We start from the raw sequence: 14,104 nt of genomic DNA, 5'->3' as shown, positions 1-14,104 counted from the left end.
GCCCTGTCCGCGCGTCCGGACAGGGCGCGGGCGGGGAAGTCCGGGTCCCGCGACACGGCATGCCCACGGGCTTCCCACCTCGCACCCGGACAGGGCTCCCCTTGGCATCACTCCTCCCGAGGGCAGGTCTCGGTGGGCAGACCGGGGGGAAGGCCGGGGGGAAGGCCGTCCCGTTCGTCATCGGTGAAGTCACGGCCGACGACCGCGCACAGGTGCCGCCGCCACAGGCCCGGATCCAGGCGGAACACCCCCAACCGCCCTCCCTGATCGGGCGCCCGCAGCAGTGCCCTGCCGTCATCGGCCGCCGCCAGGAACCCTTGGGGCCCGCCGAACTCGAAGATCTCCCGGTCATAGGGCTCGTCCGCCCGCAGGAACTGCACGGAACTGCCGTTGGCCAGGAAGAACCCGGCGGCCCCGGTGCTGCCCACCGTCCACCGGTTCTCAACCAGCGGCCCCAGGGGACCCACCACTCTCTCAGGCTCCCGGTCAGAGGGAATAGACCACAGCTCCACCATGAGACCCGTAGTCATCGCCGCCGCGTAGCGCGGATCCTTCAGGAACGCCACCGCGACGAGTCCGTCGCCGAGCCGCACGCGTAGATCCTCGTCCACCCCTCCGGTGGCCAGATCCACCGCGTGGACGTCCGGCTCTCCGTGGACCGTGACCGCTACGTGGCCCGGCTCGGGATGGCGTGCCACCAGAAAGGCGGGATGTTCCTCAGTGGTGAGCCGCAGGTCGGCCACGTCCACGGGCTGCGAGAGTCTGCGGCCGTCGCGCGCGTCCCAGTGCTCGACGAGTGTGTCCGAAACCGTCACGATCTGATCGTCGTTCAGGAACAGGTACTCCAGTAACCCCCGCGCCCCGTCCTCGCCCACAGAGGGGAGCACCGCGTCGAACTCCGTCACCGGACGCAGCGAGGGCAGTTCACGGACCGTGATCCGATTCAGGTTCGACACGTCCGCCACCAGGGTCCCAGAACTGTTGACCTGGATCTCCTGGGCCGGGTCCGGCGGGATGGAGGCACCGGTCTGGACTTCGGCGAGGGTCTCCCACGAGCCCTCCGTGTCCATGACGACCAGGAGGTCATCGTCCGCCCCCTCGCGGACGGCACGGGCGACCAGGGTGGATCCGTCTCCGAGCAGCCGCGGAGGACTCTCGACGCTGTACTCGAAGTACTCTGTGAGAAGCCAACCCGTCACCGCGTCATCGTTCTGTGTGACGACGACGGGTTCACGCTCGGTACCCAGAAGGGGCGCCCCCTTGGCTACGGAAAGATAGGAGGGGGGAGCAGCGAGGAACCGCGCCGGGCTCGCCTGCCGATCCGAGGTGTCGACGAGATCCCACTCGTCCTGCGCGGTGAGCACCGCGAACCTCTCCCCGCCCTCCGTGACGGCGACGTCCGCGCACGACGCGTCCACGCGGCCCGCGAAGTCCCGCAGCACCCGCCCGTCCGGCACGCTCAGAGCCCGATAACCGACCTGTTCGGGCGTACCGGTGCCGACCTCCTCACCGCAGACGACCACGACGGCGCCGTCCCCGGAGACACTGATGTCCGGATCCAGGACACCGCTCACGAGTTCACGTGTCGTACCGGCACGGATGTCGACCACCACCACCGAGTACTCCAGTGATTCCGGATCATCGTCGGACCTAACGGCCACCAGTGTGTTCTCGTCCGGCCCGAACCACACCTCCACGAGGCCGAAGACATCGTCCGACAGGGTCCTCGACCGCCCGCTCTCCAGGTCCCAGACACGCACGGGCAGCCCCGAGTCGGCGGCCGATACCCCCACCAGTCGGCGGCCGTCCGGCGAGAAGTCCACGATCTTGGTGTCGAAGAACCACGTACCCAGAGAAGCACTGGTGAGCGGAGGGTGGAGCCGCTGCGGCGGCCCGACCAGCCGCTCGCCGGAGGGGGTCACGTCATGCCAGACCAGGGTACCGTCCAGGTCATACCTGTAGGCGATCCGCCCCCCGTCGCGGCTGACCACCGGAGACAGGACGTTCTGGGCGAGATTGAGGTGCTCCCGTTCGACCTCGCCTTCAGGCGTGCGCACGAACAGGGTCGCGCGGCCGCCCTCGGTGGTCACCAGGGTCACCAATCCGTCCGCGCTCATGGCCACCGCGCTGATCTCCCCCTGCGGACCCGTGAGCGTCCACACGGCGTCCTGGAAGGCGTCGTACCGGCGCATCAGCGCGCTGAGTGCCTCCTGCGTCGGTTCGGCCTCGTAGGCGGCGAGCGCGGTCAGGGCCGCCAGGCCGGGGTCGGTCTCCATCAACTCGTCCGAACGGACGGCGAGCGCCCGCGACAGGCTCTCAGCGGCTCGCTGCTGGCTCACGTTTGACTGCTGGACCAGGAACGTGGACAGTCCGACGATCAGAGCGAGGGCCAGGGCGGCCGCGACTCCGGCCGTCCTGGCCCTCGCCCGCCTCACTCTCCGCCGTCGGCGGGCCCGTGCCAGGAAATCTTGCTGCTCCGCGGTCAGGTCCGTCTCACGCCCTCGTAACCGCGCTTCCAGGGACGCGAGCTGAAGGGCTCCCGGCAACATGTCGGACCGGGAATTCGCCCTACGCCATCGTTCGAGGTCGTGCTGCACCTCCGCGCGGCCCGCGAGGAAATCGGCACTTCGGCGCACCTCGTCGGCGAGCCTCGGCCAGGCCAGGATCAATGCCTCGTGAGCCAGTTCCGCGCTCTCGGGCTGGCCGTCCCCTCCGTACAGGACCAACAGGCGCCACTGGGCCAGGGCCTGCACCAGCCGCCAACGTGTGTCTCCGGCCTCCCGCCACGTCAGAACACGCCGCTGCGGCGCCTCACCTCCTGGCAGTACCCGGACCAGTCCGGTGAGCAGCTGCCGTGCCTCCGCCTCGTCTTCCGGCCTGACGCATGCGCGCCACGCCTCGTCGGCATGTTTGCGCAGGGCCCCGGACACCCCGCCGAGCTGCTCGTAGGCCGAGGCCCGCAGGCGCCCGGCGACCCGCTCCTCCCACAGCTGTTCGAGGACGAAGCTCAGCAGTGGAAGGGTTCCTGGTTCGTCACCTGCATCGTCCAGGATGCGCAGGTCAAGCCCGGGGTCGTACTCAACCGCCGGAACTCGTCGAAGCGGCTGTGTGATCACGGCGTGCAGTTGATCCCGCGTCATGGGCGTGATCGGCAGCGTCGATCCGCGCTTCAGGGCCGGGCCGAGGCGCGCGTGGCTCAGCATGGCGTCCATGAGGTCGGCGCGCAGGGTGGCGAGAACTCTCAAGCCCTCGGGTCCACGCTCCGGGAACAGCAGGGCGACAACCTGTTCGATCTCCGGTTCGGAGAGGTTCAGCAGCGCTTCGAACTGATCGAGCACGATCAGTAGGCGCATGTCCTGACGTCCGGTGGCCCGGTGGAAGGCGTCCATGAGCCCGAGGTCGTCCAACCACCGTTCCAGTTGACCCTGATCAGTCCGTTCCGCCCGCGCCGGGCCGAAGCGTCCCGAGTTCATCGCTTCGAACAGCTCCGTGGCCAAGGCAGCCCTCAGGGAACCGACGCGGCCGGCGTTGACCACCAGTACCTCGAAGCCGTCCTGGCGCATCCGAGGCACCACACCGGCGAGGGCGAGGGAGGACTTCCCGCAGCCCGAGGGCCCGTACACGGTGACGGCGGCGTGATCTCCCCGCAGGGCCGCGACCACCTTGTCGACATCGTCGTCCCGCCCGAAGAAGATGTCCGCGTCGCCTTCCCTGAGAGGAGACAGACCGCGGAAGGGCGGATCCGGGAACAGAACGGCGTCGAGTCCGGTGATCTCGTGCAGGAGCGTTCTGGTGCGCAGCACGAACACCTGCTGCGAATCCTGTTCCGGCTGTGCCGCGACCACCAAGCCGACGACCGCGCCCAGCTCGTTGTCCCAGACGGGACTCCCGCTGAAACCCCGCTTGGCGAAGGCGGTCTGCCCGTCAGCGCGGGAGAGCTGTATCCACCCCTCCTCCGTCACCCCGCCGAGCCTGCCCCGAAGCCACAGCGCCGTCGGCTCACCGTCGACGAAGCCCACCGACCGCGCCCCGTGCTCCCATACGTCCTCAGGGTCGGCCACGGGCAACGGGTGCGCGCCGGGAATGGTGTTCCCCAACCGCAGAAGGGCGACGTCTCCCGTGCGGTCGGACCGGATCGGCACCCACTGCACCACCTCCGCCGGCCACCGGGCGCCCCCTCCTGCCGACTGCCCGGCCAGAGGAAGATCGACCGTGACCACGGCCCCGAGCGCGACCTCGTCACCACGGGGGCGACCCAGAGCATCGGATACGACGTGGGCACAGGTCAGCACCAGGTCCGACGCGACGAGTGCGCCCGCACCACAGACGGCGCCGTCCGGGCTGCTGATCCGAACGACCGCCGAAGCGAGTGCTTCCTGCGCGCTCCGCGATGTTGTACCGGTCACCACGGCCGTCCTCCCCGGTGTGATCTACCGGTCGGCCTGGCGTGAACGACCGTCGGGAGCGCCGACCCCATCGTCCCTGTTCCATGTCAGACTCACGGAGAAATTGGCCTCAGCCGCGGTACTGGATACGACGATGTCCGCTTCGACGGAGAGTGACAGTCCGAACTCGAGAGTGATCTCGTCGGGTGTATGAGCCAATTCCCTGAAGCGCCCCACAAAATTGTCCGCGACCGGCCGTACGGTGTCCAGCATCTGCCCGAACGAACGCTCGGCCCGTGCAATGGAACGATCACCGCGACCAACGCGGACAAGGTCGTTGTCCAGTTCCGATATCTGCACGCGGATCGTTTCTCCACCACTGCCGTCTAGGGGTACCTCAACCGTACGCACCGACCGTTCACTCATCGTGGTCTCCAGATGTGGGGGATAGAATGCATCGAAAGCCAGTGTTGTGCGTTCCGTGGATCGCCGTGAACCACGTACACGAACGCGGACCCGCGACAGGAATCTGAGGCAGGTCTGCGAGGATGGTCGTCGGGGCCTTGCTGATCGCACTCTACGACCGGGCCGACGGATATGTCGCTTCCCCACTCGACCAAACCGGCGAACACCGCTAGTCGCCTCACTCGCCGATACGGCAACCATCCATATAATCGAAGGTCAGAGGCATGCGATCGGGGCCTCCGACAACGGTGACCACATCCGGCCACTCGGATTGGTTTCCAACCGGCCAAAGCGATCCGCGCCCGCATCGAACGGCCCTGAGGATACGGCCGCACCGCGCCACCTCTATTCAATGGCGAGTGACGCCCAAGGGTAATTCGGGTTTGAGCGCCGTGCGCCGCGATCGGTTCGACCAGGTGGGCGTTTCCTCGGACGCGCGAGGGGTGAGGCGACCGGGCGGGTCCACGCCCCGGTTCCGTCCGCGCGTCGACCACGGGGAACGGAAGACCGCCGTGTCGCCGGATACCGACCGGCACCCGGCGACGACGGGAACGGCTACCGCAGGTCGACGGGGACGGACAGACGCGTGTCCTGGTACGAGCGGCCGACGAGCAGCTCGTAGGCACCGGAGACGTACTCCCACTCGTCGGCGTCGGACGCCCACGTGCGGATCGCCTCGCGGGAGACGGTGACGACGGCCTCGGCGGTCGCTCCGGCGGCCGCCCGCACGGTCGCGAACCCGGCCAGCACGCGCGCGGGCCGGTCCCCCGGTTCGCGCGGGGCCAGGTAGACCTGCACGACCTCGTCGCCGTCGCGCTCCCCGGCGTTGGTCACGCGGACCCGCACCGTGGCGAGGACGTCCTCGTCCGCGCCGGGGGCGGCCAGCTCGACGTCGACCCCGTCGTAGCGCCACTCCGTGTAGGACAGCCCGTGCCCGAAGCAGAACGCCGGGGTCCTCCCGGCGCGCTCCCAGCCCCGGTAGCCGACGAACACGCCCTCCGCGTACTCCAGGGCGCCGTCCGTGGGGACCACGTCCAGTACCGGGACGTCCTCCTCCGCGGCCGGCCAGGTCGTGGGCAGGCGTCCGGACGGGTCGCGGCGCCCGAGCAGGACGTCGGCGAGGGCCCCGCCGAGCTCCTGGCCTCCGAACCAGGTGAGCAGGATCGCGCGGACGTCCTCCCGCCACGGCATCTCCACGGGGGAACCGGCGTTGACCACGACCACGGTCCGGTCGTTGACCTCGGCGACCCGGGCGACGAGCTCGTCCTGGCGGCCGGGCAGCCGCAGGTCGGAGCGGTCGAAGCCCTCCGACTCGACCTCGGCGGTCGTGGCCACCAGGACGACGGCCACGTCGGCGCCGCGCGCCGCCTCGACGGCCTCCTCGATGAGGACGTCGTCGTCGGCCAGCGGCTCGCGGTGGGTGAGGGTGAACCCGATGAAGGCGAAGTCGCCCATGCCCAGGTCCTGGTGGGCCTTGACCACGGACAGGCGGACGTCGCTCCCCTCGGTGAGCGCGACCGGGACGGTGGTCGTGGGCGGATCGAACATGGCCGCGGCCGGGTCGTCGCCCTCGAAGTCGAGCTCACCGTCGAAGAGGACCTCCCCGTCGACGGAGAGGGTGTAGCGCCCGGCGCCCGAGATGCCGAGCAGGTGCTCCCCGGTCGCCTTCGGGGTGAGGGTTCCGGCCACCTCGACACGGTCCAGTTCGGCGTTGGTCACACCGTCGGGCAGCTCGCCGATCCACCGGGCGGTGCCGTCGGGCAGCGACTCGGTGGCCAGCACCCGGCCGTCGGCCGCCAGGAAGGTGGCGGTCGTGGCCGTGTCGACGGCGGGCAGGTTGGCGCGCGGGTCGGCGCCCACCGCGTAGGTGAGTTCGACGGCGTCGGGCAGGGCGGCGCGCAACCCCTCCAGTGGGGTGACCGTGCGCTCGGCGAACACGCTGGCGCTGCCGCCCCCGCTGGTCCGGGCCTCGGAGGCGGCCAGTCCGACGAGCGCGATCCGGTTGGTCCCGGCCGGGTGGACCGGCAGGGCGGCGCGTTCGTTGCGCAGCAGCACGAAGGACCGGGTGGCGACCTCCCGGGCGATGGCGCGCCCGTCCAGACCGGAGGGCCGGTCGCCGGGGGCCACGACGGGGTCGGCTCCCTCCAGCAGACCGACGCGCGCGGCGAGCAGCAGTACCCGCCGCGCGAGGGCGTCCACGGCCTTCTCCGGGACCCGGCCGTCGCGGACGGCGTCGACGAGGTGCTGTCCGTAGACCGTGTTGGGGCCGGGCATGGCGACGTCGAGCCCGGCCAGGCAGTCGCGGACGGTGTCGCGGGCGGCCGTCCAGTCCGAGACGACGAACCCGTCGAAGCCCCACTCGTCGCGCAGCACCGTGTTGAGGTCGAGGTGCTCGGTCATGGTGGTGCCGTTGACCTTGTTGTAGGCGGCCATCACGCCCCAGGGCCGCGCCCGGGCGACGATGCGCTCGAAGGGGGCGAGGTAGATCTCGCGCAGGGTGCGCTCCTCGGCGCGAACGTCCACGGTGAAGCGGTCGGTCTCGGAGTCGTTGGCGACGAAGTGCTTGACGGTGGTGCCGACCCCGCCCTCCTGGACGCCCTGGACGTAGGCGGCCCCGATCTCGCCGGTGAGGTAGGGGTCCTCGGAGTAGGTCTCGAAGTGGCGCCCGCCCAGCGGGGAGCGGTGCATGTTGACCGCGGGGGCGAGCAGGACGTGGACGCCCTTGCGACGGGCTTCCTGGGCCAGCAGGTGCCCGGCGGTGCGGACGAGGTCGCGGTCCCAGGTGGCGGCGATCGCGGTGGGACTGGGGAGCTGGATGGAGGGGTCGTCGGGGGTCCAGCGCTCGCCGCGCACCCCCACGGGCCCGTCGGACATGACGAGGCGGCCGAGGCCGATGTCGGGGTTGGCGGCGATGGCCCACATGGAGTCGCCGGACAGCAGGCGGACCTTGGCTTCGAGGTCGAGGGCGGCCAGGGCGGCGTCCACCCGCCGTTCGCGGGCCGGGTCGGCGTCGGTCGGTGCGCTCATGTCGCTCCCAGGGGTGTGTGGGGAGACGCGGGAGGAATTTACCTACCGGTCATTCGGCAAAACACTGACCTCAGGTTAAACGCATAATCATCCCGTGTGAAGTACCGCAGCGTAGCCTTGCTTCGATGAGCGAGCAGGAACCCGTCCCACCGCCGGAGGAATCCGGGCGGGAGTCGTCGGCGCCACCGGAGCCGGACCCTCCGGCGCACAGGGGGCGCGGACGCCCGCGCGCCACGAGGCGCCGGGACCAGATCCTCGACGCCGCGCTCGCGGAGTTCGGCGAGTCCGGCTTCCAGGGGGCGTCCCTGGCCGCCGTGGCACGCAGGGTCGGACTGAGCCAGCAGGGCCTGCTCCACCACTTCCCCAGCAAGGAGGCCCTGCTGATCGCCGTTCTCGCCCGGCGTGACGAGGTCGACGTCCGCGAGCTGGACGGACTCGGCGACACCGCCGCGCTCACCGGGCTCGCCGAACGCAACACGCGGCGCCCCGAGGTGGTCCGACTGCACTCGCTGCTCACGGCCGAGGGCCTGACCGGCGACCACCCGGCCTCCGCCTACGTCCGCGACCGCTACGCCCGCGTCCGGGAGCGGCTCGCGCACACCCTGCGCACCGAACACGGTGACCGGCTGCCGAGCGGAGCGACCCCCGACCAGGCCGCCGCCCTGCTCACCGCCGCCATGGACGGCCTCCAACTCCAATGGCTGTACGACCCGGATTCCGTGGACATGCCGGATCTGATGGGACTCCTCACCGATGTCCTGCGTGGCGCGGCCCCGGACCCCACCCCGCCCTGACACCATGGAGGGCCATGGACGCCCTCGTTCTCGTACTCGTGCTCCTGATCGGTCTGGCCGTCGGTGTCGCCGTGGGCTGGACCCTGGCCCGGGGCCGCGCGGCCGAGGAACGCGCGAACGCCCGCGCGGCCCGGGAACGCGCCGCCTACGTGGAGGAACAGCTGGCCGATCGGTTCCGCGCGCTGTCGGCCCAGGCTCTGGACCAGACCAACCAGCGCTTCCTCGAACTCGCCGAGGGGCGCCTGCGCGCGGTCAGCGCCGAGGCCGGGGGCGACCTGGACGAGCGGCGCCAGGCGGTCGAGCGCATGGTGGAGCCGCTGACCGCCACGCTGCACCGGGTGGAGGCGCAACTGCGGGAGGCGGACGCGGGTCGGGCCGCCGCCCACGCGGAACTGGCCAAGCAGATGGAGCTGGTACGCGAGGGCTCCGAGCGCCTGAGGGACCAGACGCGGGCCCTGGTGACCGCGCTGCGGCGCCCGGAAGCGCGCGGCCGGTGGGGCGAGCTGCAGCTGCGCAGGGTCGCCGAACTGGCCGGGATGGCCGCGCACTGCGACTTCGACGAGCAGGCGAGCACCCGGGACGGAGCGCTGCGCCCGGACATGGTGGTGCGCCTCGCGGGCGGCAAGAACATCGTCGTGGACGCCAAGGTGCCGCTGGCGGCCTATCTGGACGCGGTCGAGACCGCGGACGAGGAGGCGTCGGCGGAGCGGATGCGCGCCCATGCCAGGCAGCTGCGCACGCACGTCGGGCAACTGGCGGCGAAATCGTACTGGACGGCCTTCACGCCCGCTCCGGAGTTCGTGGTGTTGTTCGTCCCCGGGGAGGCGTTCCTCGCCCCCGCCCTGGAGCGCGACCCGGGCCTGCTGGAGCACGCGATGACGCGTCGGGTGCACATCGCCACCCCCACGACGCTCATCTCCCTGCTGCGGACCGCGCAGTACGCGTGGCAGCAGGAGGCCCTGAGCGAGAACGCCCGGGAGGTCTTCGAACTCGGCAAGCTGCTGCACGGCCGGCTGTCCACACTGGGCGGGCACGTGGAGGGGCTGGGCCGGGCGCTGACCCGTACGGTGAGCGCCTACAACCAGACGGTGGGTTCCCTGGAGAGCCGGGTCCTGGTGACCGCCCGCCGCTTCCGCGACCTCGGGCTGGTGGACACGGATCTGGATCGGCCTTCGGGTGTGGAGGAGCACCCCCGCACCGTGACCGCGCCCGAGATGACCGCCCCGGAACTGACCGAACCCGACATGTCCTCCGAAACGTTGCGCGAGGCCACCGCGATGGATGGAATTCGGCACGCGGGTAAAGCTAACCACGGTCAGACCCAAATGGATCCCGGGGGCACCGTGCACTGAGCCCGACCCCGGAACGGGGCGGAACCATCACGCCCCAACCCGGTGTCCAACGGGTGGGAAGACGTGTTCGTCGCGGAAGGGGCAAGCAGCCGAAATGACGACACGATCCAAGGAAAAGTCACCGAAGTCTCACGTGAAGTGACACACTGAACACTGTGAGTAACACACTTGGGAGGCGCACGGTCATGCCCCCGCGGAAGGCGGACGGTCCGAGGCCCGGGCACGCACCGCACTCCGTACGGCCCCGCGGCCGCGGACGGGACGTCCCTCGCGCCACGAAGTCCACCCGTACGGACCCACCATCGAAGGCGCCAGCCCGGCGACCGCCCCGCCTGACCGGCCGGGGCGGCGTACTGCTGATCTGCGTACTCAGCTTCGCCGGGACCATGATCGCGCACTGGACGACCACCCCGGCGGCTCCGGGCCTGGCCTTCACCACCGCGTGCCTGGTCACGGCGTCCCTGGTCCGCCCGGGCGACCTACTGTCGCTGTCGGTGAGCCCGCCCATCGCCTACTTCGCCGCCGTGACCGTCGCCGAGTGTCTGATCGCGCTGGGCACCGAGGGCTTCGCCCGAGTCGTCCTGCTGGGGCTGGCGTCGCGCCTGGCCGAGGTCGCCCCCTGGCTGTTCCTGGGCACGGCCCTGGTCCTGGTGATCGGAGTTTTCCGAGGGCTGCCCGGCAACATCCGCGAGCTGAGCGACGACTTCAACGGCCGACGCTAGGCAGTGCCTCTCGGGGTTTGCGCCCCGGGTCGGCGCGCGGACTCCTAGAAGGGGGCGTCGCCGTCCTCGGAGGCGTCACCCTGGCGCTCGTCCATGGCGGCGGCCAGCTTGGCGCGGGCCCCCTCCAGCCACTGCTCGCACACGCGGGCCAGCTCCTCGCCGCGCTCCCACAGGGCGAGGGAGTCCTTGAGGCTGAGGCCACCGGACTCCAACCGGCGGACGACGTTGTTCAGCTCCTCCCGGCTCTCCTCGTAGCTGAGCTCGGGCTCGGTGCCCGCCGCGCCCGTGTCGTCGCCCTGCTCCACCATGGCTACTCCCCCTCTGTGGTGTGGTCGGTGGTGTCGTCGGTGTGGACCGCGTCCACGGTCGCCGTCAGGCTGTCCCCGGCGAAGCGCACGCGCAGGGACTCCCCCACGTCCGGTTCGCCCGCCGAACGCACCACCGCCCCGTCCTGGCGCTGCACGATGGCGTAGCCGCGGGCCAGGGTGGTGGCCGGGGACAGGGCGTGCAGGCGGGCGCGCGTGTGCGCCAGACCGTCCCCCGCCCGGTCGAGGGACACGGTCAGGCTCCGCCGCGCACGGTCGCGCAGCTCCAGGACCTGCTCGGTGAGACGGTCGATCTCCCGCACCGGACTGGCCAGCGCGGGACGCGAGCGGATGCCCTCCAACCAGGCGAGCTCCCGCTCCACCCCGCCCCGGATCACCCTGCGGCCGCGGTCGCGCAGCTGGCGGATGATCTCCAGCTGCTCCCCCACATCGGGGACGGTCCGCTTGGCGGCGTCGGTGGGCGTGGAGGCGCGCAGGTCGGCCACGTAGTCGAGCAGGGGTGCGTCCTGTTCGTGTCCGATCGCGCTCACCACGGGTGTGCCCGCGGCGGCGACCGCTCTGACCAGCGCCTCGTCGGAGAAGGGCAGCAGGTCCTCCAGGGACCCGCCGCCGCGCGCGATGACGATGACATCGACGTCCGGGTGCGAGTCGAGGTCCTTCAGCGCCTCCATGACCTCGCGGACCGCACGGTCCCCCTGGACCGCGACCGGCCGGACCTCGAAGCGCACGGCGGGCCAGCGACGGCGGCCGTTCTCCAGCACGTCCCGCTCGGCCGCGGAGTCGCGGCCGCAGATGAGGCCGACGGTGTTGGGCAGGAACGGCAGCGGGCGCTTGCGGTCGGCGGAGAACAGCCCCTCGGCGGACAGCGTGCGGCGCAGCTGTTCGAGCCGGGCCAGGAGCTCACCCAGCCCGACGTGGCGGATCTCCGACGCGCGCAGCGAGAAGGTGCCGCGCACCTCGTAGAAGTCGGGCTTGGCGTGGATGACGACGCGCGCACCGGCCTCGGGCGGCGGGCTCTGGGCGTCCAGGACCGTGGTCTGGCACACGACGCGCACGGACACGTTGGCGACGGGGTCGCGCAGCGTCATGTACGCCATGCGGCCGCGCCGGTTGAGCTCGGCGATCTGACCCTCGACCCAGATCCGGCCCAGGCGGTTGATCCAACCGCCGACGGCGCTCAGGACGACGCGTACCGGCTGCGGCGCCTCGGCGGAACTCTCCATCCCCATACCGATCGACCCTACGGCAGGCCACCGACAACCTGGCCCGACACGGCCGCGGCACGACGGAGGCACAGTTGACGACAGGGAAAGTGAAGAGCTAAGTTTCCATCATGGAAACCGAACCGACCACCCCCCGCCCCACCCCCGAGGAGGCCGCCGCCGCGCTGCGTGAGGCGGAGTCGGCGCAGGAGTCGACCAGGGCCGTGAAGGTACCCGCCTGGTACTACCCGGTGCTCGGGCTGATCATCGCCCCCTACGGTCTGTTGTTCGTCATCCCCCACGAGGGATGGTGGCTCGCGGCGTACCTGCTCGGCCTGGTCGCGTTCCTCACCGCGACCGTCGTGCTGATGCGGGTCGGCGTGAACCAGATGGGGGTGCTTCGCTGGCTGACCCCGCGGGAACTGCGGCCGATCGCGGTCTGGTCCCTGTTCCCGATCATCGGCGGAATCGGGCTGTACCTGATCCACGGCACACCATGGGCCTGGGTCGCCACGACGGCGGGCCTGGGCGTGGCGATCGGCCTGTTCGGCCCCTACCACCGGCGCACCAGCCCCTACTACCAGACGAGCGGGAACCGTTGAGCGCCACGACCGACGACGGCTTCGACCCGACGATCCACGCACCCCAGCGGCTACGGATCTGCGCGATGCTCGACGCCGTCGACCAGGTCGAATTCGGCACCGTCCAGGAACAGCTGAAGGTGAGCGCCTCGGTCCTCAGCAAGCACGTGAGCGTCCTGATGGACAAGGGCTTCCTGCACCAGACCCGGGCCACCCGGGACCGGCGGCAGCGCGTGTGGCTCTCCCTGACCAAGGAGGGGAAGGCGGCCTACCGCTCCCACGTGGCCGCGTTGCGGGAGATCACGGGCGCCTGACCACGCCTCCGCCGGGGCCGCCGGACCGACGGGGCGACCCCGGCACGCCGAGATCGCTCACTCTGCGCTCTCCAGCTTGGCGATGCGGTTGTCGTACATCTTGACGAACTCCGGCCGCCCCTCGTGCGCGACCTCGTAGGCGCGCAGGTCACGCACCTGGGCCACGGTGAGCTTGCGCAGACGGGCCCGGATCGACGGCAGGGTGAGATCGTCGTAGGTGGGCACGGCGAGCTCGTCCGCCGTGGGGGCGACCTCCTTGCGAACCTTCTCCAGGACCTCGTCGCTGGCGACCTCGGTGTGGGCCTCGGCCACCGCGATCTCCTCGGCGATCGCCGCGCCCTCCTCCTCGAGGTCGGCCGTGGCGGGGACGGCGGACTCCGACCGGCTCTCCTCCGCGGGGGCGGGAGCCTCCTCGGCGGCGGGAGCCTCCTCCTCGGTCGCGACCGCGTCCTCGGCCTCGGCGGTGGACTTCTCGGCCTCCCCCTGCTCCTCGGGCTTCGGGGACGCCTCCGCCGCCCGCGACTCCTCGACCTGGTCGGGAGCCTCGGCCTTCTCGGTCTTCTCCACGGCGGGAGCCTCAGCGGTCTCGGTGACCTCCGCGCTCTCGGAGGTCTCGACGGCCTCGGGGGTCTCGGCCTTCACCGGCGTCTCCGCCTTCTCCGGGGCGGTGCTCTGCGGCTTCGCGGACTCGTCCGCCTGGGCGGAACCGGTGGCGGACACGGGCTCCTTGCGCCCGAAGATCCCCTTGACCAGGGACAGCAGCTTCGTGGCGACGGTGGGGTTCGACATAGGACGGGGGCTCCTGATGCTCTCGGCGGGTGGGCCGGCGGCGCGCGTCCAGCAAAACCAGGCAAGGCCGAGTTGGGGCGAACCGCCTATCTACAGATGCGATGGTGCACCAGGATAGAGGAGGGTAGATCAGCATGAGCAGGCGAT

Annotated in this window: 11 protein-coding genes; 5 read left to right on the top strand and 6 right to left on the bottom strand. The window is 70.9% G+C overall.

Annotated elements, in window-relative coordinates; translation table 11 throughout:
- Nucleotides 1-107: 107 nt before the first annotated feature.
- From KIK06_RS27970 to KIK06_RS27960, 3 genes are all read right to left on the bottom strand, one after another.
- Nucleotides 108-4,406 carry an nSTAND1 domain-containing NTPase gene (locus KIK06_RS27970; RefSeq protein ID WP_268645694.1) on the bottom strand — a complete coding sequence of 1,433 codons (4,299 nt, stop codon included), beginning with the start codon at nucleotides 4,404-4,406 and terminating at the stop codon, nucleotides 108-110.
- Between the two features lie 24 nt (nucleotides 4,407-4,430).
- Nucleotides 4,431-4,811: a CU044_2847 family protein gene (locus KIK06_RS27965; RefSeq protein ID WP_026127517.1), complete on the bottom strand. Its 381-nt coding sequence runs from the start codon at nucleotides 4,809-4,811 to the stop codon at nucleotides 4,431-4,433.
- Nucleotides 4,812-5,405: 594 nt separating this feature from the next.
- Entirely contained in the window at nucleotides 5,406-7,877 is a 2,472-nt protein-coding gene (locus KIK06_RS27960; protein WP_268645693.1) for a glycoside hydrolase family 3 protein, read from the bottom strand.
- Between the two features lie 125 nt (nucleotides 7,878-8,002).
- Here KIK06_RS27960 and KIK06_RS27955 point away from each other — a divergent pair, with 125 nt between their 5' ends.
- The 3 genes from KIK06_RS27955 to KIK06_RS27945 all read left to right on the top strand — a co-directional run bounded on the left by KIK06_RS27955 (nucleotide 8,003) and on the right by KIK06_RS27945 (nucleotide 10,745).
- Nucleotides 8,003-8,671, top strand: a complete 669-nt coding sequence (locus tag KIK06_RS27955) for a TetR/AcrR family transcriptional regulator (RefSeq protein WP_268645692.1) — start codon at nucleotides 8,003-8,005, stop codon at nucleotides 8,669-8,671.
- Between the two features lie 14 nt (nucleotides 8,672-8,685).
- Complete coding sequence (locus KIK06_RS27950; protein WP_268645691.1) at nucleotides 8,686-10,023, top strand: DNA recombination protein RmuC; 1,338 nt, start codon at nucleotides 8,686-8,688, stop codon at nucleotides 10,021-10,023.
- A 185-nt stretch (nucleotides 10,024-10,208) separates the two neighbouring features.
- A complete protein-coding gene (locus KIK06_RS27945; protein WP_026127515.1) occupies nucleotides 10,209-10,745 on the top strand; it encodes a DUF6542 domain-containing protein in 537 nt (178 codons plus the stop codon).
- Nucleotides 10,746-10,789: 44 nt separating this feature from the next.
- Here the strand turns inward: KIK06_RS27945 and KIK06_RS27940 are convergent, their stop codons facing one another.
- Nucleotides 10,790-11,053, bottom strand: a complete 264-nt coding sequence (locus KIK06_RS27940; protein WP_017598098.1) for an exodeoxyribonuclease VII small subunit — start codon at nucleotides 11,051-11,053, stop codon at nucleotides 10,790-10,792.
- A gap of 2 nt (nucleotides 11,054-11,055) precedes the next feature.
- Nucleotides 11,056-12,300, bottom strand: coding sequence for an exodeoxyribonuclease VII large subunit (gene xseA / locus KIK06_RS27935; protein WP_268645690.1), 1,245 nt, complete (start codon nucleotides 12,298-12,300; stop codon nucleotides 11,056-11,058).
- Between the two features lie 104 nt (nucleotides 12,301-12,404).
- Between xseA and KIK06_RS27930 the strand changes: the two genes are divergently transcribed.
- Both KIK06_RS27930 and KIK06_RS27925 read left to right on the top strand, forming a co-directional pair.
- On the top strand, nucleotides 12,405-12,875 hold the full coding sequence (locus tag KIK06_RS27930) for a hypothetical protein (RefSeq protein ID WP_268645689.1): 471 nt from the start codon (nucleotides 12,405-12,407) through the stop codon (nucleotides 12,873-12,875).
- Nucleotides 12,872-13,168, top strand: a complete 297-nt coding sequence (locus tag KIK06_RS27925; RefSeq protein WP_017598095.1) for a transcriptional regulator — start codon at nucleotides 12,872-12,874, stop codon at nucleotides 13,166-13,168. The genes KIK06_RS27930 and KIK06_RS27925 overlap by 4 nt, the downstream gene beginning before the upstream one ends.
- 57 nt (nucleotides 13,169-13,225) lie before the next feature.
- Here KIK06_RS27925 and KIK06_RS27920 read toward each other — a convergent pair whose 3' ends face one another.
- Complete coding sequence (locus KIK06_RS27920) at nucleotides 13,226-13,957, bottom strand: hypothetical protein (protein WP_268645688.1); 732 nt, start codon at nucleotides 13,955-13,957, stop codon at nucleotides 13,226-13,228.
- Nucleotides 13,958-14,104 lie beyond the last annotated feature (147 nt).

The sequence above is a fragment of the Nocardiopsis sp. EMB25 genome, from assembly GCF_026797795.1.
Taxonomy (GTDB): Bacteria; Actinomycetota; Actinomycetes; order Streptosporangiales; family Streptosporangiaceae; genus Nocardiopsis; species Nocardiopsis lucentensis.
Note: the sequence above shows the minus strand (reverse complement) of the source record. Positions and strands in the feature narration are given on the sequence as shown.